The sequence below is a fragment of the Pseudomonas sp. Fl5BN2 genome (assembly GCF_009908205.1).
In the GTDB taxonomy this organism is placed as follows: Bacteria; Pseudomonadota; Gammaproteobacteria; order Pseudomonadales; family Pseudomonadaceae; genus Aquipseudomonas.
The window spans coordinates 34,693-55,108 of sequence record NZ_JAAARL010000017.1 but is presented as its reverse complement, the minus strand read 5'-3'; the positions used below and the strand labels follow the sequence as shown (position 1 = coordinate 55,108).

The following is a 20,416-nucleotide window of genomic DNA, read 5'->3' as shown; positions in this document are numbered from 1 at the left end:
CCCGACAGCATCGCTTATTTCCACCAGTACTCGACCTGCAAACCGACGTTCGCGCCGTGCCGGGCAGTGCCGAACACACCGCTATCGGACAGCGCGGAGCCGGCGGCCAGCTCATTGGCCGCACGCTTGGCCGCTTCGTTCCAGCTGGCATAGGTGTAGTACAAGCGCACCTCCGGTCGGGCCCAGAACTCCGGCCCCTTGGGTGACCAGGTAGGCGCGAAGGTAAATTTGCTGAGCTTGCGCGTGCCTCCCGGCGCTTCCACTTGGTCGTGGCCGAACTCGGTCACCAGTTTGAACTGCTCGGTGATCGCATAGGCCGGCCGCACGCCAAGGGAGATCCAGTTCTGGTCTTGCCCGTCGGGGCGAATGTCCTTCTGGTAGACCGCCTCCACCTGACCGCCGAAACGCGGAGTCACCTGCCAGTCAAAGAACTCCACCAGGCGATAACTCTTGTTGCTGTCATCCAGATAGGGGTTACCGGTGTAGCCGAGTCCCGTGCCGGGCCCCTCGCCATATTGCAGGGCGAGTTTGTTCTTGCCACCGAGAAACGCCTTCTGCACATGCTGGGTGGTGATCGCCCAGCCGTTGTGGGCGCCTCTGCGGTCGGGCTTTTCCAGGTAACTCAGTCCCAGCTCCAGCTCGCCGCCAGGGTTGGTCTGGAACCCGGCGACGTTGAAGTCGTGACGGCTCACGGCCTGTTTCTGGTAGAGGTTGTCCTTGCGGGAAAAGGCGTAGCTGTATTTCAGATCGCCAATGCGCACGTCTTCGACACCGCCACCGGTGGCGCTCTGGTTCCAGTAGTAGAAGTCGGAGATGTGGATGTCATTACGCTTGTAGTAACGGCGCCCGGCCCACAGTGAACCGCCATTGAGACTGGGCAGGTTCGACCACTGGGCGTACATCTGCGGCATGCGCGCCGAGCCGTTGTCGCCCTGGAAGGTCAGGTTGCGGTCGTAGCGGTTGTAGAGCGAGGCCATGCCGTCGACGCTGAGCACCGAGCCATCTTCCAGGGTGTACAGGTCCTGGCGCAGCTCCAGCTCGGCGTACTGCTCGCACTCGTTGCCCAGGCGGTACTTGGATTGCGCGCCAGGCAACTGGAAACAGGATTGCGAGCCGCTGTTGACCGAGGTGCCGAGGCCGCTGCGCAGGTACCCGGCAAACTCCAGGGCCTGAGCCGGCAAGGGCAATACCAGGCACAGGCAGGACGCCGCCAGGCCGCGATTGATTGTTGGTTTCATAAGCCACCCCATTATTTTTATTGTGATGTTCGAATTCGCCGGAGCCGGCTGTCCGGCGCATGCATTCGGCCGGAAAGCCGCGTGGTCCGGTTCGCCGGCAAGCCGGCTCCTACAGGGTCAGGTGCAGGACGAAGGACTCGTAAGGCCGCAGGTGCAAGTGCCGGCTGCGCGGCTCATGGTCCGGGTAGTTGCTGATCAGCAAGCGCTGTTGCATGGCGGCGCTGATGACCGCTTCCGGCAATTCGACCGCGCACGGCGAGCCGTAGAAGTTGTTCACCACCAGCAGGTGCTCGCCCTTGCCCTCGCGCACATAGGCCCAGATCTGCCCGTGCTCGGGCAGCAGCTGACGATAGAAACCGTGCTCAATCAGTGCCTCATGGCGGCGCAGGGCAATCAGCCGGCGATAGTGATGCAGCACCGAATCTTCGTCGCCGAGCTGGGCCTCGACATTAATCTGACCGGCATTGGCCGCTATCCCGATCCAGGGCTCGGCGCTGCTGAAACCGGCATTGGCACCGGCATTCCACTGCATCGGCGTGCGCCCGTTGTCCCGGGATTTCTGCTGGATCGCCGCCATGATGGCCTGCGGCTCTTCACCGGCCTCGCGCTTGAGGCGGTGGATGTTCAGGGTCTCGACATCGCGATACTGCTCGATCCGCTCGAAGTGCGGATTGGTCATGCCCAACTCTTCACCCTGGTAGACGAAAGGCGTGCCCTGGAGCAGGTGCAACGCGGTGGCCAGCATCTTCGCCGACACCACCCGGTGTTCGCCGTCATCGCCAAAGCGCGAGACCACCCGCGGCTGGTCGTGATTACACCAGAACAGCGCATTCCAACCGCCGCCGGCCTGCATGCCGGTTTGCCAATCGGAGAGGATGCGCTTGAGTTCGAGGAAGTCGAAATCGGCCCGCAGCCACTTCTGCTGGTTGGGGTAATCCACCTTCAGGTGATGGAAGTTGAAGGTCATCGACAGCTCCTTCGACTCCGGATGGGAATAGCGGATGCAGTGCTCCAGGCGGGTGGAGGACATCTCGCCGACATTCACCAGATCGTGTCCGGCGAACACCTCCCGATGCATCTCCTGCAGGTACTCATGAACGTTCGGGCCGTCGGTGTAGAAGCGTCGTCCGTCGCTCTGGTCCTCGGGGAAATCCGCCGGCTTGGAGATCAGGTTGATCACATCGAGGCGGAAACCGCCGACGCCCTTGTCGCGCCAGAAGCGCATCATTTTGAAGACTTCGGCGCGCACCTGGGGGTTGTCCCAGTTGAGGTCGGCCTGGGTGTGATCGAACAGGTGCAGGTAGTACTGGCCGGTCTGCGCCTCGTACTCCCAGGCGGAGCCGCCGAACTTGGATTCCCAGTTGTTGGGCTCATCGCGCCAGATGTAGAAATCCCGGTAGGGGTTGTCCAGCCTGCTACGGGCCTGCTGAAACCAGGCGTGCTCGATGGAGGTGTGGTTGACCACGATGTCCAGCATCAGCTTGATGCCGCGCTTGCCGGCTTCGGTGATCAGCCGCTCGCAGTCGGCCATGCTGCCGTAGCTGGGATCGATGGCGTAGTAGTCGCTGATGTCATAGCCGTTGTCCCGTTGCGGCGAACGCAGGAACGGCGTCAGCCACAGGCAGTCGACCCCCAGCCATTTCAGGTAGTCGAGCTTGTCCACCACGCCCAGCAAGTCGCCGGTGGCCTGCCCTTGGTGGCTGTGAAAACTCTTCGGATAGATCTGGTAGATCACCGAACGCTGCCAGTCTTGCATGGGGGAATCCTTTGGAAAGTACGAGGGCATTCGCCGGCAAGCCGGCGTTTACAGAGCCGCTCAGGCCACGCGGTAGCCGGGACGAATGATCTTCAGGCACAGGCCGCAGGTGAGGACAAAAGGCACCACCAGGGCGATGAGCATGCCGACGACGAACATCGGAATGGACTGGGGAATGATCGAGATGAACCCCGGCAGCCCGCCGACGCCAATCGCCGAGGCCTGAACCTTGTTCAGCGAGAGGAAGATGCTGCCCAGCGCCGAGCCGATCAGCGCCGCGTAGAACGGGAACTTGTAACGCAGGTTGACGCCGAACATCGCCGGTTCAGTGATGCCGAAGTAGGCGGAGATCGCCGAGGTCGAGGCCATGCTGCGATCCCGGGCGTTGCGACTCATGACAAACACCGCCAGGGCCGCGCTGCCCTGGGCCAGGTTGGACATGACGATCATCGGCCAGATGAAAGTGCCGCCCTGGGTGGAGATCAGCTGCAGGTCAACGGCGAGGAACATGTGGTGCATGCCGGTGATTACCAGCGGCGCGTAGAGCAGGCCGAAAATGGCACCACCGACCACCGGTGCCAGGTCGAACAAGGTGACCACGCCTTCGGTAATCAAGATACCCAGGTGCCGGGTCACCGGACCGATGATCCCCAGGGCCAGCACGCCGGTGACCACGATGGTGGTGATGGGCACCACCAGCAGGGTGATGGCATTGGGCACTCGGGCACGCAGCCACTTCTCAATCACGCTCATCACATAGGCCGCCAGCAAAATCGGCAGGATCTGCCCCTGGTAGCCAACCTTCTCGATCCGGAACAGGCCGAAGATATCGAAGTACGGCAGGCTCTGGCCGTCCAACCCGGCCACCGCCTTGCCGTAGTTCCAGGCATTGAGCAGGTCCGGGTGCACCAGCATCAGCCCCAGGACAATGCCGAGGATCTCGCTGCCGCCAAAACGCTTGGCCGCCGACCAGCCCACCAGCGCCGGCAGGAACACAAAGGAGGTGTTGGCCATCAGGTTGATCAGGCTCCAGAGCCCATCGAGGCCCGGGTAGGCCTCAAGCAGGGTCTTGCCCTCGATGAACATGCCCTTGGCACCCAGCAGGTTGTTCACGCCCATCAGCAGGCCGGCGATGATCAGGGCCGGCAGGATCGGCATGAACACATCGGAGAACACGCGCACCAGACGCTGCATGGCGTTGGTTTTTTCCGCGCCCTTCTGCTTTACATCGGCAATCGTGGCAACCGCGAGACCAGTCTGCTGGCGCAACGCCGCGTAGACCTTTTCCACTTCGCCGGGGCCGATCACCACCTGGAACAAACCGCCGGTGAAGAACGAGCCTTTGACCAGGTCGATCTGGTTGAGTGTGGCGCTGTCGACGAGGCTTGGGTCCTTGAGCGCCAGGCGCAGGCGGGTCACGCAGTGGGCCGCCTGTTCGAGGTTGTTGGCGCCACCGAGGCTGTGCAGCAACTCGCTGGCGATCGTTGAATAGTCGTGGCTCATGCTTGTTCTTCCACCTGAGTTTTTTGTTATTGGCAGCACGCCGAGGAGCAAGCTACTCGTCTGTACGAGTTAAATCAACAACTCGTACAGACGAGTTTGTGCTTTTCTTCTACCCACGGCCTGGCGTCATGTTTTTTCAACCCGCGCAGTACCTGTCAGCCACATGGACAAATGCACCGTCCAGCCCTTAAGGTGCCTGCCTTGAGCACACTCCGGCACAGAGCCATCCCATGAGCAAATACAACCAGATCTACAGCGATCTGCTTGCCAGCATCACCACCGAACGTCTGGAGCGTGGCGCCCGCCTGCCTTCGGAAAGCGAACTGATGGACAGCTACCAGGCCAGCCGAGGCACCGTGCGCAAGGCCATCGAACTGCTACAGGAGCGCGGTTTCGCGCAAAAGATCCATGGCAAGGGCACCTTCGTGCTGTCACCCAACCCCATCGAGTTCCAGTTGGGCGGCATCGTCAGTTTCCAGGAAACCTATCCCCGGCTGGGCGATGACGTCAGCACCGAGGTGGTGGAGTTCAGCCAGTTTCCGCTTGAAGGCGTACTACGGACTCATCTGCAGGCAGAGGAAGGCTGCTTGATCACCCGGATCAAACGGGTCCGGCGGATCGATGGCAAGCGGGTGATTCTCGACATCAACCACTTTGTCGCCGAACTGATTCCCGGGCTGGACCGGCAGATTGCCGAGCACTCGATCTATGCGTACATCGAACAGACCCTGCAGCTGAACATCAGCTATGCCCAGCGCACCATCGAAGCCAGCCCGCGGAGCAAGGACGACCAGCAGTTGCTCGACCTGGACGGCCAGAGCCATGTAATCGTGGTGAGCAACCAGACCTTTCTCCAGGATGGTCGGCAGTTCGAGTACACCGAATCACGGCACACCCTGGACAAGTTCTACTTCTCCGACGTAGCCCGGCGCTAAGCCCCGTCCTGCCTCGTCAGCCCAACAAAGCCAGCAGTTCACCGCTGAGGGGGCCGATGCGCTTCGACTCCTTGGCGGTGTTCACCTGCTGCGCCACCCGCGCCACCTCGATCACCGGGTGCTTGAGCGGATAGCCGCCCTTGCTGTCGAGCCAGCTCAGGACCTCCGCCAGGTGCCACAGCGAAGCACTGCCTTCATGAATCGCCAAGGGAAAGCTGTCGGCATGACCGAGCATCAGCTTGCGCATGTTCTGCCGCGAAACGCCGACGATCTCGGCGATCTCGCTGAGGCCGACGAAATCCGGGCTGGCCTCCACCAGCCGCGCCTCGGGAATGATCCGCTTGATATCCGCCAAGGCACTGAGCAGCGCCGCTTCGGCAGTCTCGGCCTCGCGACTGAACTCCAGGGCCAGGCGCCCGGCCAATCCGGTGCCCACCAGGGCATCGGTGCAACCCGCCGCGCCGAGGCGCTCCACCAGTTGCAGCGGATCACAGCCCTCGAGCGGCAACAGATAGTTGAGGGTGAACAGGTATTCCATGGTGCTTACTCCTGACGGGCTGCCGGTGCCTTGGCCCCACGCAGCTGGTTCACGGTGCAGTTGTCGATCACCCGACACAGCGCCCGGGCGTGCTGGGCCGGGTTCTTCGGTGTGCGCCAGACACTGGTGATGCAGAACTCGCCACAGCGGCACACTTCGTTGTTGTACGGGCAGTAGATCCGGCCCCAGGCATGACCACCGCCGACCTCGATGCGCCAGCCCTGCCATTCGGCGTAGCGCAGGGCCATTTCAATATCCTTCTTGGGATGAATTGCACGAGCCATCCGTAGCCTCCAGTATCGTCAGGAATACAAGGTTGTCAACTGACAACCACAAACAATCCGATCAACGCCGCTCAGCAGATACTTCGCTGCAAGGACAAAACAATGAGGGGCAGACTCGAAGGGTACACGGCACCCCTGAGGCTAAACGGGGCAATATCTTTCCCGGTATTGCGTGAACGCGAAAAAACCGGGTTTTCCAATACCCGGACATACAAATGGCGATCCACCCAAGGTGCGATCGCCATTTTTTTGCAACACAGAGACTTCAATCGACAAATCGGCTGAGACGCTCTGCTCCCTCCTCCGTCACTCGGACCATGGCACTCAGCACCACGCCGTCGCACCGGTCGTGGGCGACCACATTCCAGCCATTGGACATAACCCGGACATGCGGGGTCCCGGCCTTGGCCAACACCTGAACATTCAATACCTGGCCTGCCACCATGGGTTCGCAATGCCCCGCAACGCGGTAACCCAAGACCTGAGGCGCCTGGATCCGCTGCCTGCCCATGCCATAACCGCAATATTCAATCACTGCACTGAATCCCTGGGCGTCCAGCACCTCCTGGATAGCGCAGCCGATAGCCCCCAGTGACTCACCGCCGCGTACCTGCCGCAAGCCCTGCCCCAGAGCGTCCTTGGCACAGCTCAGCAAACGCAGTTGTTCCGCGCTGGCGCCAGGCGTGGCAAAGGTCCAGGACTGCGCACCATAACCCTTGCGGGATGACACCATGACCTCGACCTTGACCAATGCACTGGCCGGCAAAAGCTCCTCAGAGGGCAGGCAACTGATCAGCTGCGCATTCACCGAAACAGGAACGGCTGCGGGGTATCCCTTGTAGCCCACCAGCGCAGGCAGCAACTGACGGCTATCGAGTTGCTGGAGCACATGCTCCTGAATCTCCAGGCGCGACACCCCCTCCACGATAAGCGGCTTGAGCGCCAGCAGAATGTCCGTCACTTCGCCAGCAAGACGCCTCTCTTCAGCCACAATGTCCTGCTCCGGCAAGGCACCGATCAACGCAAAAGCCTCGCGGTTGTCCGCGGCAAAACGATCAAAACGTGACAATGGCGGTACCGTCACGCTCGGCAGTTCCGGCGTTTCAGCCGCCAAGCCCAAGGCTCTCAGCAACTTGCCAAACACACTCATCTCAACAGCCCTATCCGATGACAGCCTCATTGGGCAGCCCGTTTTCATTAACAAGAAGGCCCCTGATCTCACGATCAGGGGCCTTCTTAACGGACTAGAAAACACTCGTCCGATTCACCACAGCCTCACAAGCGTGAGACCGAGCGATCATTCCCACTCAATCGTGGCCGGCGGCTTGCTCGACACGTCGTAGGTGACGCGGGAGATGCCTTCGATCTCATTGATGATGCGGCCGCTGACGGTTTCCAGCAGCTCGTAAGGCAGGTGCGCCCAACGTGCGGTCATGAAGTCGATGGTTTCCACGGCGCGCAGGGCCACGACCCAGGCGTAACGACGGCCATCGCCGACCACGCCCACGGATTTCACCGGTTGGAACACCACGAAGGCCTGGCTGACCTTGTGATACCAATCGGCCTTGCGCAGCTCTTCGATGAAGATGTGGTCGGCACGACGCAGCAGGTCGGCGTATTCCTTCTTCACTTCACCGAGGATGCGCACGCCCAGGCCCGGGCCCGGGAACGGGTGACGGTAGACCATGTCGTACGGCAGGCCCAGCTCCAGGCCCAGACGACGGACTTCGTCCTTGAACAGCTCGCGCAGAGGCTCGACCAGCTTGAGGTTCATCTCTTCCGGCAGGCCGCCGACGTTGTGGTGCGACTTGATCACGTGGGCCTTGCCGCTTTTCGCGCCAGCCGACTCGATCACGTCCGGGTAGATGGTGCCCTGGGCCAGGTACTTGATGTTGTCCAGTTTGTTGGACTGGGCATCAAACACGTCGATGAAGGTGCGACCGATGATCTTGCGCTTCTTCTCCGGGTCGGACTCGCCGGCCAGGTTGTTCAGGAACTGATCTTCAGCGTTGGCGCGGATCACCTTGACGCCCATGTTCTCGGCGAACATGGCCATCACTTGCTCACCTTCGTGCAGGCGCAGCAGGCCATTGTCGACAAAGACACAGGTCAACTGGTCGCCGATGGCCTTGTGCAACAGCGCGGCAACTACCGAAGAGTCAACGCCGCCGGACAGGCCCAGCAAGACGTTGTCGGTGCCGACCTGGGCACGGATGTTGGCGATGGCGTCTTCAGCAATTTTCGACGGGGTCCACAGCGCTTCGCACTGGCAGATGTCGAGGATGAAGCGCGAGAGGATGCGACCGCCCTGCTTGGTGTGGGTCACTTCCGGGTGGAACTGCACGCCGTAGTAGCGCAGGTCATCGTTGAACATGCCGGCAATCGGGCAGCTCGGAGTGCTGGCCAGGATGTGGAAGTCCTGCGGCATCTTGGTGACCTTGTCACCGTGGCTCATCCACACGTCGAGGCCGAACAGGCCGTCGGCGTCGACGTGATCTTCGATGCCGTCCAGCAGGCGGCTCTTGCCCACCACATCAACCCGGGCATAACCGAACTCACGCAGCTCGGAACCTTCGACCTTGCCGCCCAGTTGCTCGGCCATGGTCTGCATGCCGTAGCAGATACCAAAGACCGGCACGCCCAGTTCGAACACCGCTTGCGGGCAGCGAGGGCTGTTGGCTTCGTGCACGGACTCGGGACCGCCGGCGAGGATCACGCCTTTGGGAGCGAATTCGCGAATCGCTTCGTCGTCCATATCAAACGGATGCAGTTCGCAGTAGACCCCGATCTCACGCACGCGGCGGGCGATCAGTTGAGTGTACTGGGAACCGAAGTCGAGGATCAGGATGCGGTGAGCGTGGATGTCGAGGGCCATGGTCAGTCTCGTCTAATTTCAGAAACGACACGGGGCTGAAAAACACAGCCCCGGTTACTAAATTCGTCAATCGCCTCCAGGCCTGGGCCTGAAGGCGATCACTATCAACCTACGCGATAGTTGGGCGCTTCCTTGGTGATCTGCACGTCGTGGACGTGGGATTCAGCCATGCCGGCGCCGGTGATGCGGACAAACTCCGGCTTGGTGCGCATTTCTTCGATGTTGGCGCTACCGGTGTAGCCCATGGAAGAACGCAGGCCACCCATCAATTGATGGATGATCGCGCCCAGGGTGCCCTTGTACGGCACACGACCTTCGATGCCTTCCGGCACCAGCTTCTCGGCACCCGCGGAGGAGTCCTGGAAGTAGCGATCGGAAGAGCCCTGGGCCTGGGACATGGCGCCCAGGGAGCCCATGCCACGGTAAGCCTTGTAGGAACGGCCCTGGAACAGCTCGATCTCGCCTGGAGCTTCTTCAGTCCCGGCGAACATTGAGCCCATCATCACGCAGGAGGCACCGGCTACGATGGCCTTGGACAGGTCACCGGAGAAACGGATGCCGCCATCGGCGATCAAAGGTACGCCAGTGCCTACCAGCGCTGCCGCAACATTGGCGATCGCGCTGATTTGCGGTACGCCAACACCCGCGACGATGCGTGTGGTGCAGATCGAGCCAGGGCCGATACCGACCTTGACCGCGTCAGCGCCGGCTTCGGCCAGGGCCTTGGCGGCAGCGCCGGTGGCGATGTTGCCGCCGATCACCTGCACTTCAGGGAAGTTCTCTTTGACCCAGCGTACGCGGTCGATCACGCCTTTGGAGTGACCGTGGGCGGTGTCCACCACCACCACGTCAACACCGGCATTGACCAGCGCAGCAACGCGATCGCCCGTGTCTTTACCGGTGCCGACCGCAGCGCCTACGCGCAGGCGACCCTGGTCGTCCTTGCTGGCCAGCGGGTAAGCCTTGGCTTTTTCGATGTCATTGACGGTCATCATGCCCTTGAGGGCAAAGGCGTCGTCGACGATCAGCACACGTTCGATACGGTGTTTGTGCAGCAACTCACGAACGGCGGTCTTGTCGGCGCCTTCCTTGACAGTGACCAGACGCTCTTTAGGCGTCATCACTTCACGGACGCTGACTTCCAGACGGCTTTCGAAACGCACGTCGCGGGAAGTCACGATGCCCACCAAATCACCGTTGTGCAGCACTGGCACACCGGAGATGTTGTGCATGCCGGTCAACTCGAGCAGGTCACGCACGGTGGCTTCGGCTTCGATGGTGATGGGGTCCTTGACCACACCAGCTTCGAAACGCTTGACCTTGCGCACTTCGGCAGCTTGCTGCTCGATGGTCATGTTCTTGTGGATGATACCGATGCCGCCTTCCTGAGCCATGGCGATTGCCAGACGGGCTTCAGTGACGGTGTCCATGGCGGCGGAAACCAGTGGGATATTCAGCTCGATGCCACGGGTCAAACGGGTCTTAAGACTGACTTCATTAGGCAGTACTTCGGAATAACCGGGCACTAAGAGGATGTCGTCGAAGGTGAGGGCTTCTTGGCTGATACGCAGCATCGCGGGGGCTCCCGGGCGGGAAAATGGAAGCGCGCCATTATACTCAGACACCTACCCGGGCTCAATGTAAAACTCAGCCTAATATCGCTGGAGTGATAGATGGATATCTCGCTTCGATCCGTAGCAGCGATTACAACTGCACTTTGACCCAACTTACCGGCTGATCCAGCCAATCGGCGAACTCGTCGATGAAGCTCTGCTTGAAGCCCGCCTGCGCCCAGTTGTTGAAAATGAACCCCAGGTTGGAAAAGCCGCACTCCTGGAGGAACAGGAAACCGTTGATGTCATCTTCATGACCGCATTCGGGGCAGGTGAAGTTGTCGGTGCGGCCAGGCATCCACTCTTCCAGACTCTCGAACAACGCTTCACCGATTTCCTGGCGACACTCGGCACAGCCGGCTTCTTCGAGAAACCCCTTGGCCGGGGTATAGATGCAACGCTTGGTGATGATCTCCAGGCCGTTGATCAGCTCGCCAAAAGGCAAGGCCTCTGGACGCAGTACCACGTCCCGGGCACCGGGGGCGATGGCATGCCCCATGCGACTGCCGGTCCGCCCGCAGGTGGTCAAGTCCTCCTCGATAATGTTCTTGCGCACCAGCCAACGCACGATCGCCCGGGCCCGGGGTTCGTGCACCGGCAAAGTGGAAATTTTCGGGACGAGAATGCTTTGGGAATTCATGGATAAGCCTGAAACGTCGAAAGGCAGAAAACGCGCATCGCCAGCAAGCCGGCTCCTACTGTCAATTGTAGAAGCCGGTTTGCCAGCGAACAGATCTGAAGGCCCGCAGCTTAATCCCTGAACCCCACAGGTCAAGTACTCAGGTAGCGGCCAATCAAGGCAATACCGCTGGCCAGCACCAACCAGGTCACCAGTCGTACAAAGGCCTCCCGAGACAACTTCCTGGTCAAGCCGCGCCCGATCCACAACCCCAGTGCCATCGCCGGTAACAGGCACGCCGCCAACAGCAACAACGGCAGCTCGGCATAGACGCCAGCCACAGTGAACAGGCTCAGGCGCACCACGGTACTGCAACTGATCAACGCACTCTGAGTTGCCCGCGCCGGATCCTTGGGCAAGCGGCTGTTCAGATAAATGGCATACAAGAAGCCGCCACTGCCGAACAAGGCACCAAACATCCCACCGACTATTCCCATCGGCACCGACCAGCCTGCCGCCAACCGGGTTGGACGCGCCTTCACCCACAAGCTGTAAATGGCATAAGCGCTGATGAACAGCCCCATTAATAGAAGCAACAGATCGGACTTGAGGTTGAGCAGAAAGATCACCCCCAAGGTGCAACCCAGCGCCATACATGGCAGCAAGCGCAATAGTTCGGGCCTGGCCACCTCCCTGCGCGACGGCAACAGGTTGCCAAAGGCGGCGACAAAATCCAGCAACACCAGCAGCGGCACGATCTTCGACAGCGGCATGAACAGGATCAGGATCGGCCCCGCCACCAGCGCCGTGCCGAACCCGGCAATGCCAAACACTATGTACGCCAGCGCGATGCCCAGGCCTATCGCCAACCAACTACCCGGGCCAAACGACCACTGGTTCAAACCCTCGATGATCACGCTCATCACTGCGACTTCCCAAATGAGTACGCAATGACTTTAGCCAGCAGCGAGCCTTGCGACTAATATCGTCAAAGCCGCCAACCCATCGCAAAAAGGCATGCCTTGTGATTTCGACTCGTCAACTGCGCTACTTCGTGGAAATCGCCGAATGCGGCAGCTTCAGCGCTGCTGCAGAACGCCTGTTCGTCGCCCAGTCAGCCCTCAGCCGGCAGATCAAGGAACTGGAAAGCCAGCTGCAAACCCCGCTGTTCGAGCGCACCGCGCGCCTGCCACGGCTGACGGCCGCAGGCGAAGTCTTCTTCCCCAAGGCACGCAATCTGCTGACCGAATTGCACAAGGCCGGCGAACTGGCCACCCAAGTGGGCCAGGGACAACTGGGTACTCTGCGCCTCAGCCACTCCAGCACCGTGCCCATGAGCGGCCGCCTGCTGCAGAGCATCAGCGGCTACTTACAGCGCTGCGCCGGAGCGTCGGTGGACATCGTCAAACTGTCTTCCGAGGCACAGTTGGAAGAACTGGCCGGAGGCCGCCTGGATGTCGGCCTATTGCGCCTGCCAGTGCTGCGCCAACGGGAAGGGGTGCAAATCGTGCCGCTGTTCAGCGAGCCGCTCTTGCTGGCGGTACCGCCGGAGCATCCGCTGGCGCTGGACCCTCCGAGCAAGGGCATCGACCTGGCGCAGCTCAAGGAAGAAGCCTTCATCTCCATTCCCCACCCCCAGCGTGGCGGCTTGAGCTACCTGTCGGCAGAGCTGTGCATGCGCCAGGGTTTCTTTCCCAAGGCGGCTCGTGTGGTGTCCCGCAAGACCACTCAGTTGCAACTGATCCAGGCCGGGTTTGGCATTGCCCTGCTGCCCGAGTCGATGCGGGACATTGCTCCGACCAGCATTCATTTTCTGCCGCTGGCCGATACCGATTGCCAAAGCACTATCGCCCTCGCCTATCGACAAGATCCGACGCCTCTGGTGGCACAATTCGTCGAGCATTTCCGCAATCTCCTGTAGCCGCTGCCGCAGGCTAGGGCCACGTTCAGACGAAGAAGCCCGCAAGGCTTTCAGCGCTCTCAAGCCCCTGCGCTCACTTCGTGACCGATCGCAGTATTCGGCAGTCGCTACATGCTCTGCCGATTTGCGTTGTTCCATCGCCAGGCAGGCCTTTAAACTGCGCGCCATGATTAAAGATCCCTTTGCACGACTCGGCCTGGACCGCGAAGTCCTCACCGTCACCCAGCTCAACGGCCGCGCCCGGGTGCTGCTCGAAGACGTGTTCAGCAATATCTGGGTCGAAGGCGAGATCTCCAACCTCGCCCGCCCAGCGTCCGGCCATGTGTATTTCACCCTCAAGGACAGCGGCGCCCAGGTGCGCTGCGCACTGTTCCGGCAGAATGCCGCGAGGGTCCGCCAGGCATTGAAGGACGGCCTGGCGGTCAAGGTTCGCGGCAAAGTCTCGCTATTCGAAGGGCGCGGCGACTATCAGCTGATTCTCGATACCGTGGAGCCCGCCGGCGACGGTGCCCTGCGCCTGGCCTTCGATGCACTGAAAGACAAGCTCAGCGCCGAAGGGCTATTCAGTGCCGAGCGCAAAGTGCCGTTGCCGGCTCATCCACAACGCATTGGCATCATCAGTTCGCCCACCGGTGCAGTGATTCGCGACATCATCAGCGTATTCCGGCGCCGTGCCCCCCAGGTTTCCCTGACCCTGATCCCCACTGCCGTGCAGGGCCGCGAAGCCACCGCACAGATCGTCCGCGCCTTGCAACTGGCCGATGCCCGAGGCTTCGACGCATTGATCCTGGCTCGGGGCGGCGGCTCCCTGGAAGACCTCTGGTGCTTCAACGAAGAGGCCGTGGCCCGAGCCGTGGATGCTTGCGTGACGCCCATCGTCAGCGCCATCGGCCATGAAACCGATGTGTCCATCAGCGATTTCGTGGCTGACGTCCGCGCGCCCACGCCCTCCGCCGCCGCAGAATTGCTGGCGCCGGACTCCAGCGATCTGCAACGCCGGGTCGACAGCCTGCATCGGCGCCTGGTGATGCGCATTCGCGATCGGTTGATGCGCGACCGCCTGCGCCTGGATGGCCTGGCCCGACGCCTGCGCCATCCTGGCGAACGCCTGCGCCAACAAGCGCAACGCCTGGACGATCTGGACATGCGCTTGCGCCGGGCCTTCGAGCGCAACCTGAACACCCGCCGCGAACGCCTGATCCGCCTGGAAACCCGCCTCGGAGCCCAGCACCCGGGACGCCAACTGGCCCTGCTGCGCCAACGCCTCGACAGCCTTGCCGAGCGCCTGCCCCGAGCCATGCGTGAAGGCCTGAAAGCCCGCCGCCTGCAACTGCACAGCCAGATGCAGACCCTGCATGTAGTCAGCCCCCTGGCGACCCTGGGTCGGGGCTACAGCATTCTTCTGGACGACCGCGGCCAGGCCATCCGTACAGCCGGACAAACCCGCAACGGCCAGCGCCTCACTGCCCGCCTCGGTGAAGGTGAGCTGCAAGTACGGGTCGAGGACAACCACCTGACGCCTGTCACCCTTTCTTTACTGGACTGACCCATGCCACGTTTTCTCTGCTCCCTGCTGTTGCTGTGCCTGGCCTGCAACGCTCACGCCGACAGCTATATCACCCGCCTGTTGAACAAGCCCGTACCTGGTGGCGTGGCCGTGATCGACCTGGGCAGTGCCGCCCAGGCGCCCAAGGCCAACTACCAGGGCAAGCCGGTACTGGTGGTGAAGGAGCAGAACAATTGGCTGGCCATTGTTGGTATCCCATTGACGGTCAAGCCTGGAACCCAGCAAGTCAGTGCCGGTGGCCAGAACCTGAGCTTCACGGTCGGCAGCAAGAAATACCCCGAGCAACGCATCACCCTAAAGAACCAGCGCCAGGTGAACCCGAACCCCGCGGACCTGAAACGCATCGACGGTGAACTCGCGGAGCAGATCCGCGCCTATCGCAGTTTCAGCCCCAACACCCCGAGCAACCTGCTGCTGGACAAGCCCGTCAACGGGCCGCTGTCGAGCAAATTTGGCGTACGCCGCTTCTTCAATGGTGAGGAACGCAACCCTCATGCTGGACTGGATTTCGCAGTACCGGCAGGAACGCCGATCAAGACTCCAGCGGCAGGCAAGGTGATTCTGATCGGCAACTATTTCTTCAACGGCAACACGGTGTTCGTCGACCACGGCCAGGGGTTTATCAGCATGTTCTGCCACATGTCGAAGATCGACGTGAAGGCCGGCCAGTCCCTGGCGCGAGGGGCGGTGGTGGGCAAGGTCGGCTCTACTGGCCGTGCTACTGGGCCGCATATGCACTGGAACGTCAGCCTGAATGATGCACGGGTCGACCCGGCAATCTTTATCGGCGCCTTTCAGCCCTGATTGGGCAACCCCGGTTGCCGGCAATCGGTAGCGATTCGCCGGCAAGCCGGCCCCTGCAGCGATTGCGCCGCTTGTACGGACCGCGCAATTCGTACAACGCTTAGCTAACAAATCCAGAATAAAATCTCGACAAACCCCTTAATTCGAGTATTCCTCTCAATTTTTTCCGACTGCTTGCCAACGTTCATCTCAATGGTTAGGGTTGAGCACATGAAAACTTCTCATACCCTCATTCAGCGTCGTCAACACCGAAGCCTCTGTCTCGTCAGCGCACGACTGCCAGGCTGAATCGCGGTGCCTCATCCCCCTGCGTCAACACTGCACTCTTGACTCACCGGCAGGCCGCCTCTATTCGGCCCGGACAATAAGGATTTCTCCATGACCATGCTCAAAGACCCATCATCCAAATACCGCGCTTTTCCGACCATCAACTTGCCGGATCGCACCTGGCCGTCGAAAACCATCACCAGCGCGCCGATCTGGTGCAGCTCTGACTTGCGTGATGGCAACCAGTCGTTGATCGAGCCGATGGATGCAGTCAAGAAGCTGCGTTTCTGGAAAACCCTGGTGGCCGTCGGTGTGAAGGAAATCGAGGCCTCGTTCCCAGCCGCGTCGCAAACCGATTTCGACTTCGTGCGCACCCTGATCGAAGACGGCCACATCCCGGACGACACCACCATCCAGGTGCTGACCCAGGCCCGTGAAGACCTGATTGCCCGGACCTTCGAATCCCTGCGCGGAGCGAAGAAAGCCATCGTCCACCTGTACAACGCCACCAGCCCTTCGTTCCGCCGCATTGTCTTCAACCAGGACAAGGCCGGGGTGAAGGAGATCGCGGTGAACGCGGCCAAGCTGTTCGTCAAGTACGCCGCCCAGCAGCCGGAAACCCAGTGGCAGTTCGAATACTCGCCAGAAACCTTCAGCGCCACCGAACTGGAGTTCGCCAAGGAAGTCTGCGACGCCGTGGTGGAAGTCTGGAACGCGACCCCAAGCAACAAGGTAATCCTCAACCTGCCGGCCACCGTTGAAGTGGCAACGCCGAACATCTATGCCGACCAGATCGAGTGGTTCTGCCGTCATATCAACCGCCGTGACAGCGTGCTCATCAGCCTGCACACCCACAACGACCGTGGCACCGGCGTAGCTGCCACCGAGCTGGGCCTGATGGCCGGCGCTGATCGCGTTGAAGGCTGCCTGTTTGGCAATGGCGAACGTACCGGTAACGTCGACCTGGTCACCGTGGCCTTGAACCTCTACACCCAGGGCGTCTATCCGGAGCTGGATTTCTCCGACATCGACGGCGTGCGCAAAGTAGTGGAAGAGTGCAACCAGATTGCCGTGCACCCGCGCCACCCTTATGTTGGCGACCTGGTCCACACCGCCTTCTCCGGCTCCCACCAGGATGCGATCCGCAAGGGCTTTGCCCAGCAGAAAACCGATGGTTTGTGGGAAGTGCCCTACTTGCCGATCGACCCGGCCGACATCGGCCGTAGCTACGAGGCGGTCATCCGCGTCAACAGCCAGTCGGGTAAAGGCGGTATCGCCTACCTGCTGGAGCAGGAATACGGCATCAGCCTGCCGCGCCGCATGCAGATCGAATTCAGCCAGGTGGTGCAGCGGGAAACCGATCGCCTGGGCCTGGAGATGACCGCCCAGCAAATCCACGCGTTGTTGCACAGCGAGTACTTGCAGGCCAACACCCCGTACGCGCTGGTCAGCCATCGCCTGCAAGAAGAAAACGGCCACAGTGCCGTGGAAGTGGAAGTGTCGAGCAAGGGCCAGGGCGAAACCAACCTGCACTGGCGCGGCAAGGGCAATGGCGCCCTGGAAGCCCTGGTGGCCGGCCTGCCGATCCCCGTGGAGATCATGGACTACAACGAACACGCGATTGGCGCGGGCACCAACGCCAAGGCAGCGGCCTACATCGAGTTGCGCGTGAACGGTGAGCGTGCCGTGCATGGTGTGGGCATCGATGAAAACATCACCACCGCCAGCTTCAAGGCGCTGTTCAGCGCCCTGAACCGCTCGCTGAGCCAGCCGGAAGCCAAAGCGGCATAAGCTCGCTGCAATACAAAAAAAGGCCCCGAGGCATAACCTCGGGGCCTCTTTGTTGCAGCAAGGCTTGATCGTATCCGGACAATGCACGGATACATCAGCGATCAGGCATGTACATCAATACCGAATATCGCTTGCAGCAACGCGGCCTGCAGGGCCAGCAAGTTGCTGCTAGTCACTGCGATCTGGGTCTGCATTTCCATGGCCTGCATGGCCTTCTGCTCGTCGCTAGCCTGGCTTTTCTGCATGTCCGCCAACTGCGCCTGTTGCTGAGCAAGCATCTCTTGGGTTTGCTCGATCTGCTTTTCCAACTCCTCGATAGAATTACCACTCGCCTTGACCGCATCAATACTGGCATCGGGGGAATTGACCCGCAGTTCCTGACCGTCGGTGCCGGACGTGTCGTCCATGGACTGAAGCTTGCCGGCGCCGGTTTCGTCGTGCCCGTCCACTGCGGCTTTCGGGGCGGCAACAGGATAAGGGTTGGCGGTAATAGCGCTGATGCTGGTCATAACGACTCCTCCTAGGTTGACCGCCCTATCGGCTTTCAGCGCAGAACCTTGATATGACGAAAATGTAATAAAATGTGTATCCTTATGCGTTTCTCAAGTGAACTGGAAGGTATCGGCATCGAGATTCGCCGGAAAACGCGCACGATAAGCCGCCAGCTCCCCGGCATTCAGGCAGACCTGAAACACCCCATCCGCCTCACCGGCACCGAGCAGGGTCTCACCCTGGAAATCCAGCACTTGGCTGTCGCCGGTGTAAGCGAAGCCTTTACCATCCGTGCCGACCCGGTTCACCGCAGCCACGTAACACAGGTTTTCAATCGCCCGGGCCGGCAGCAAGCGGTTCCAGTGCAGACGCCGGGCGCCAGGCCAGTTGGCGGTATACAGCAGCAGGTCAGTGTCCTGGGCATCCCGACTCCACACTGGAAAACGCAGGTCGTAGCAGATCAGCGGGCGAATACGCCAGCCCTTGAGCTCGAACTGCACCTGGCGCTCTCCCGGGGTGAAGTGATTGTGCTCGCCGGCCATACGGAACAGGTGACGCTTGTCGTAGTGCCAGACTTCACCGTCAGGACGCGCCCACAACAAACGATTACGGTGGCTGCCGTCCGCTGCCTGGACGATCACACTGCCAGTGATCACTGCGTTGAGTTTCTTCGCCTGGCAACGCAGCCATTTGCTGGTAGGACCGTTCTCCGCTTCCGCCAAGGTCGCGGACTCCATGGAGAAGCCGGTGGTGAACATTTCCGGCAAGATGACCAGGTCAGCACCACGGGCCTGCTCCAGTAGCTGCTCGAAATGCTCGAAGTTGGCCTGACGGTCGTGCCAGGCCAGGGTGGTCTGAATCAGAGCCAGATTCAGATCAGGTAATGCACTCAGATCACGCATAGTTTCTCCGCCGCCTGACGCAGCGTCTCCTCGCGCTTGGCAAAACACAGGCGCACCAGTCGCTGTCCCTGGGGCGGGTCCTGATAGAACACCGACACTGGAATGGCTGCCACGCCGTGCTCGCGAGTCATCCAGATCGCCATGTCGACATCATTCAAGTCTGGACGAATCTGCGAATAGTCCACCAGTTGAAAGTAAGTACCGGCCACCCGGGTAAATCTGAAACGCGAAGGGCTCAGCAAATCGCAGAACAAATCACGCTTGGCCTGATAAAAGGCCGGCAGTTCTTCGACATGCTCCGGGTGCTCGGCCATGAAGTCCGCCAGAGCGTACTGCAAAGGGGTGACACCACAGAAGCTGACATATTGATGCACCTTGCGCAGCTCGGCGCTCAGGGCCGGTGGAGCAATGACATAACCGGTCTTCCAACCAGTTACGTGATAGGTCTTGCCGAACGAGCTGACCACAAAAGCCCGTTGGTAAAGCTCTTCGTGAGCCAGCACGCTGACGTGCGGCACGCCGTCGAACACCAGGTGCTCGTAGACCTCGTCGCTGACCAGGTAGATGTCGCGATCACGGATCAACATCGCCAACTGATCCAGCTCGGCACGACTGACCAAGGCACCGCAGGGATTGTGCGGTGTGTTGAGGATGATCATCCGCGTACGCGTACTCAACGCCTCACCGAGGCTCTGCCAGTCGATGGCAAAGTCATCCTGATCCAGTTGCACATGCACGCAACGGCCACCAGCCAGTTCTACCGCTGGCTCATAGCTGTCGTAGCTGGGGTCAAAGACGATGACCTCGTCACCGTGCTGGATCACCGCCTGGATCGCACAGAAGATCGCCTGGGTCGCCCCCGGCGTGATGGTTACTTCGCTGTCGGCATTGACCTGAACGCCATAGCTGCGGGCGATTTTCGCCGCCACCTGCTGCCGCAGGGCCGACAGGCCGGTCATTGGCGCGTACTGGTTATGACCACTGGCAACGTGACGGCCAACCGCATCGAGCAACGCTTGCGGGCCGTTAAAATCAGGAAAACCCTGGGACAGGTTGAGCGCTCCGGTATCCGCCGCGAGCTGGGACATTTGCGTGAAGATGGTGGTGCCGACATTCGGCAGCTTACTGGTGATCATGAGGGCTCCCTGCTGGACACCCGGCTCTACGAAGGCGCGGGAAGCCCCCGAGAATAGCCCAAACACCAGGCATGAAAAAGGGCGCCATGGGCGCCCTCCTTCCACTACCACATCCGTAACCGCTGGCTTGTCAGCGAAGCGTTGAATCCGCGCTATCGCTCGCCTGCAAGCCGGC

18 protein-coding genes are annotated in these 20,416 nt (G+C 60.9%); 5 read left to right on the top strand and 13 right to left on the bottom strand.

Annotated features, from left to right (window positions below):
* Positions 1 to 14: 14 nt before the first annotated feature.
* From GV819_RS22705 to treP, 3 genes are all read right to left on the bottom strand, one after another.
* Positions 15 to 1,238, bottom strand: a complete 1,224-nt coding sequence (locus GV819_RS22705) for a maltoporin (protein WP_161758287.1) — start codon at positions 1,236 to 1,238, stop codon at positions 15 to 17.
* Between the two features lie 109 nt (positions 1,239 to 1,347).
* On the bottom strand, positions 1,348 to 2,994 hold the full coding sequence (gene treC, locus GV819_RS22700; protein ID WP_161758286.1) for an alpha,alpha-phosphotrehalase: 1,647 nt from the start codon (positions 2,992 to 2,994) through the stop codon (positions 1,348 to 1,350).
* A gap of 60 nt (positions 2,995 to 3,054) precedes the next feature.
* Positions 3,055 to 4,497: a PTS system trehalose-specific EIIBC component gene (treP, locus tag GV819_RS22695; RefSeq protein WP_161758285.1), complete on the bottom strand. Its 1,443-nt coding sequence runs from the start codon at positions 4,495 to 4,497 to the stop codon at positions 3,055 to 3,057.
* Between the two features lie 230 nt (positions 4,498 to 4,727).
* On the opposite strand from treP, the gene treR reads away from it, so the two are divergent.
* Positions 4,728 to 5,432 carry a trehalose operon repressor gene (gene treR, locus GV819_RS22690; protein ID WP_161758284.1) on the top strand — a complete coding sequence of 235 codons (705 nt, stop codon included), beginning with the start codon at positions 4,728 to 4,730 and terminating at the stop codon, positions 5,430 to 5,432.
* A gap of 16 nt (positions 5,433 to 5,448) precedes the next feature.
* Here the strand turns inward: treR and GV819_RS22685 are convergent, their stop codons facing one another.
* From GV819_RS22685 to GV819_RS22655, 7 genes are all read right to left on the bottom strand, one after another.
* The gene (locus GV819_RS22685) at positions 5,449 to 5,970 is read right to left on the bottom strand and encodes a helix-turn-helix transcriptional regulator (protein WP_161758283.1); all 522 of its coding nucleotides are present in this window, start codon (positions 5,968 to 5,970) and stop codon (positions 5,449 to 5,451) included.
* A 5-nt stretch (positions 5,971 to 5,975) separates the two neighbouring features.
* A complete protein-coding gene (locus GV819_RS22680) occupies positions 5,976 to 6,254 on the bottom strand; it encodes a hypothetical protein (protein WP_161758282.1) in 279 nt (92 codons plus the stop codon).
* Positions 6,255 to 6,519: 265 nt separating this feature from the next.
* Complete coding sequence (locus GV819_RS22675; protein WP_161758281.1) at positions 6,520 to 7,404, bottom strand: M24 family metallopeptidase; 885 nt, start codon at positions 7,402 to 7,404, stop codon at positions 6,520 to 6,522.
* A gap of 147 nt (positions 7,405 to 7,551) precedes the next feature.
* Positions 7,552 to 9,129, bottom strand: coding sequence for a glutamine-hydrolyzing GMP synthase (guaA, locus tag GV819_RS22670; protein ID WP_161758280.1), 1,578 nt, complete (start codon positions 9,127 to 9,129; stop codon positions 7,552 to 7,554).
* Positions 9,130 to 9,233: 104 nt separating this feature from the next.
* Complete coding sequence (gene guaB, locus GV819_RS22665; protein WP_161758279.1) at positions 9,234 to 10,703, bottom strand: IMP dehydrogenase; 1,470 nt, start codon at positions 10,701 to 10,703, stop codon at positions 9,234 to 9,236.
* A gap of 130 nt (positions 10,704 to 10,833) precedes the next feature.
* Complete coding sequence (locus GV819_RS22660; RefSeq protein WP_161758278.1) at positions 10,834 to 11,382, bottom strand: sugar ABC transporter ATPase; 549 nt, start codon at positions 11,380 to 11,382, stop codon at positions 10,834 to 10,836.
* Between the two features lie 131 nt (positions 11,383 to 11,513).
* On the bottom strand, positions 11,514 to 12,284 hold the full coding sequence (locus GV819_RS22655) for a sulfite exporter TauE/SafE family protein (RefSeq protein ID WP_161758277.1): 771 nt from the start codon (positions 12,282 to 12,284) through the stop codon (positions 11,514 to 11,516).
* A 101-nt stretch (positions 12,285 to 12,385) separates the two neighbouring features.
* Here GV819_RS22655 and GV819_RS22650 point away from each other — a divergent pair, with 101 nt between their 5' ends.
* The 4 genes from GV819_RS22650 (at position 12,386) to leuA (ending at position 17,711) form a co-directional block, all read left to right on the top strand.
* Positions 12,386 to 13,282 carry a LysR family transcriptional regulator gene (locus tag GV819_RS22650; RefSeq protein WP_161758276.1) on the top strand — a complete coding sequence of 299 codons (897 nt, stop codon included), beginning with the start codon at positions 12,386 to 12,388 and terminating at the stop codon, positions 13,280 to 13,282.
* Between the two features lie 166 nt (positions 13,283 to 13,448).
* A complete protein-coding gene (xseA, locus tag GV819_RS22645; protein WP_161758275.1) occupies positions 13,449 to 14,828 on the top strand; it encodes an exodeoxyribonuclease VII large subunit in 1,380 nt (459 codons plus the stop codon).
* A gap of 3 nt (positions 14,829 to 14,831) precedes the next feature.
* On the top strand, positions 14,832 to 15,653 hold the full coding sequence (locus tag GV819_RS22640; RefSeq protein WP_161758274.1) for a peptidoglycan DD-metalloendopeptidase family protein: 822 nt from the start codon (positions 14,832 to 14,834) through the stop codon (positions 15,651 to 15,653).
* Between the two features lie 378 nt (positions 15,654 to 16,031).
* Complete coding sequence (gene leuA, locus GV819_RS22635; RefSeq protein ID WP_161758273.1) at positions 16,032 to 17,711, top strand: 2-isopropylmalate synthase; 1,680 nt, start codon at positions 16,032 to 16,034, stop codon at positions 17,709 to 17,711.
* 101 nt (positions 17,712 to 17,812) lie between these two features.
* On the opposite strand, the gene GV819_RS22630 is transcribed toward leuA, so the two are convergent.
* From GV819_RS22630 to GV819_RS22620, 3 genes are all read right to left on the bottom strand, one after another.
* Positions 17,813 to 18,220, bottom strand: a complete 408-nt coding sequence (locus tag GV819_RS22630) for a hypothetical protein (RefSeq protein WP_161758272.1) — start codon at positions 18,218 to 18,220, stop codon at positions 17,813 to 17,815.
* Positions 18,221 to 18,313: 93 nt separating this feature from the next.
* Positions 18,314 to 19,105, bottom strand: a complete 792-nt coding sequence (locus GV819_RS22625) for an amidohydrolase (RefSeq protein WP_161758271.1) — start codon at positions 19,103 to 19,105, stop codon at positions 18,314 to 18,316.
* A complete protein-coding gene (locus GV819_RS22620) occupies positions 19,093 to 20,241 on the bottom strand; it encodes a pyridoxal phosphate-dependent aminotransferase (RefSeq protein ID WP_161758270.1) in 1,149 nt (382 codons plus the stop codon). Before GV819_RS22620 ends, GV819_RS22625 begins: the two co-directional genes overlap by 13 nt.
* Positions 20,242 to 20,416: the final 175 nt, after the last annotated feature.

Coding starts and splice junctions, on each gene's coding strand:
- GV819_RS22705 (WP_161758287.1), bottom strand. CDS start 1,238: ATGAAACCAACAATCAATCGCGGCCTGGCGGCGTCCTGCCTGTGCCTG.
- treC (WP_161758286.1), bottom strand. CDS start 2,994: ATGCAAGACTGGCAGCGTTCGGTGATCTACCAGATCTATCCGAAGAGT.
- treP (WP_161758285.1), bottom strand. CDS start 4,497: ATGAGCCACGACTATTCAACGATCGCCAGCGAGTTGCTGCACAGCCTC.
- treR (WP_161758284.1), top strand. CDS start 4,728: ATGAGCAAATACAACCAGATCTACAGCGATCTGCTTGCCAGCATCACC.
- GV819_RS22685 (WP_161758283.1), bottom strand. CDS start 5,970: ATGGAATACCTGTTCACCCTCAACTATCTGTTGCCGCTCGAGGGCTGT.
- GV819_RS22680 (WP_161758282.1), bottom strand. CDS start 6,254: ATGGCTCGTGCAATTCATCCCAAGAAGGATATTGAAATGGCCCTGCGC.
- GV819_RS22675 (WP_161758281.1), bottom strand. CDS start 7,404: ATGAGTGTGTTTGGCAAGTTGCTGAGAGCCTTGGGCTTGGCGGCTGAA.
- guaA (WP_161758280.1), bottom strand. CDS start 9,129: ATGGCCCTCGACATCCACGCTCACCGCATCCTGATCCTCGACTTCGGT.
- guaB (WP_161758279.1), bottom strand. CDS start 10,703: ATGCTGCGTATCAGCCAAGAAGCCCTCACCTTCGACGACATCCTCTTA.
- GV819_RS22660 (WP_161758278.1), bottom strand. CDS start 11,382: ATGAATTCCCAAAGCATTCTCGTCCCGAAAATTTCCACTTTGCCGGTG.
- GV819_RS22655 (WP_161758277.1), bottom strand. CDS start 12,284: ATGAGCGTGATCATCGAGGGTTTGAACCAGTGGTCGTTTGGCCCGGGT.
- xseA (WP_161758275.1), top strand. CDS start 13,449: ATGATTAAAGATCCCTTTGCACGACTCGGCCTGGACCGCGAAGTCCTC.
- GV819_RS22640 (WP_161758274.1), top strand. CDS start 14,832: ATGCCACGTTTTCTCTGCTCCCTGCTGTTGCTGTGCCTGGCCTGCAAC.
- leuA (WP_161758273.1), top strand. CDS start 16,032: ATGACCATGCTCAAAGACCCATCATCCAAATACCGCGCTTTTCCGACC.
- GV819_RS22630 (WP_161758272.1), bottom strand. CDS start 18,220: ATGACCAGCATCAGCGCTATTACCGCCAACCCTTATCCTGTTGCCGCC.
- GV819_RS22625 (WP_161758271.1), bottom strand. CDS start 19,105: ATGCGTGATCTGAGTGCATTACCTGATCTGAATCTGGCTCTGATTCAG.
- GV819_RS22620 (WP_161758270.1), bottom strand. CDS start 20,241: ATGATCACCAGTAAGCTGCCGAATGTCGGCACCACCATCTTCACGCAA.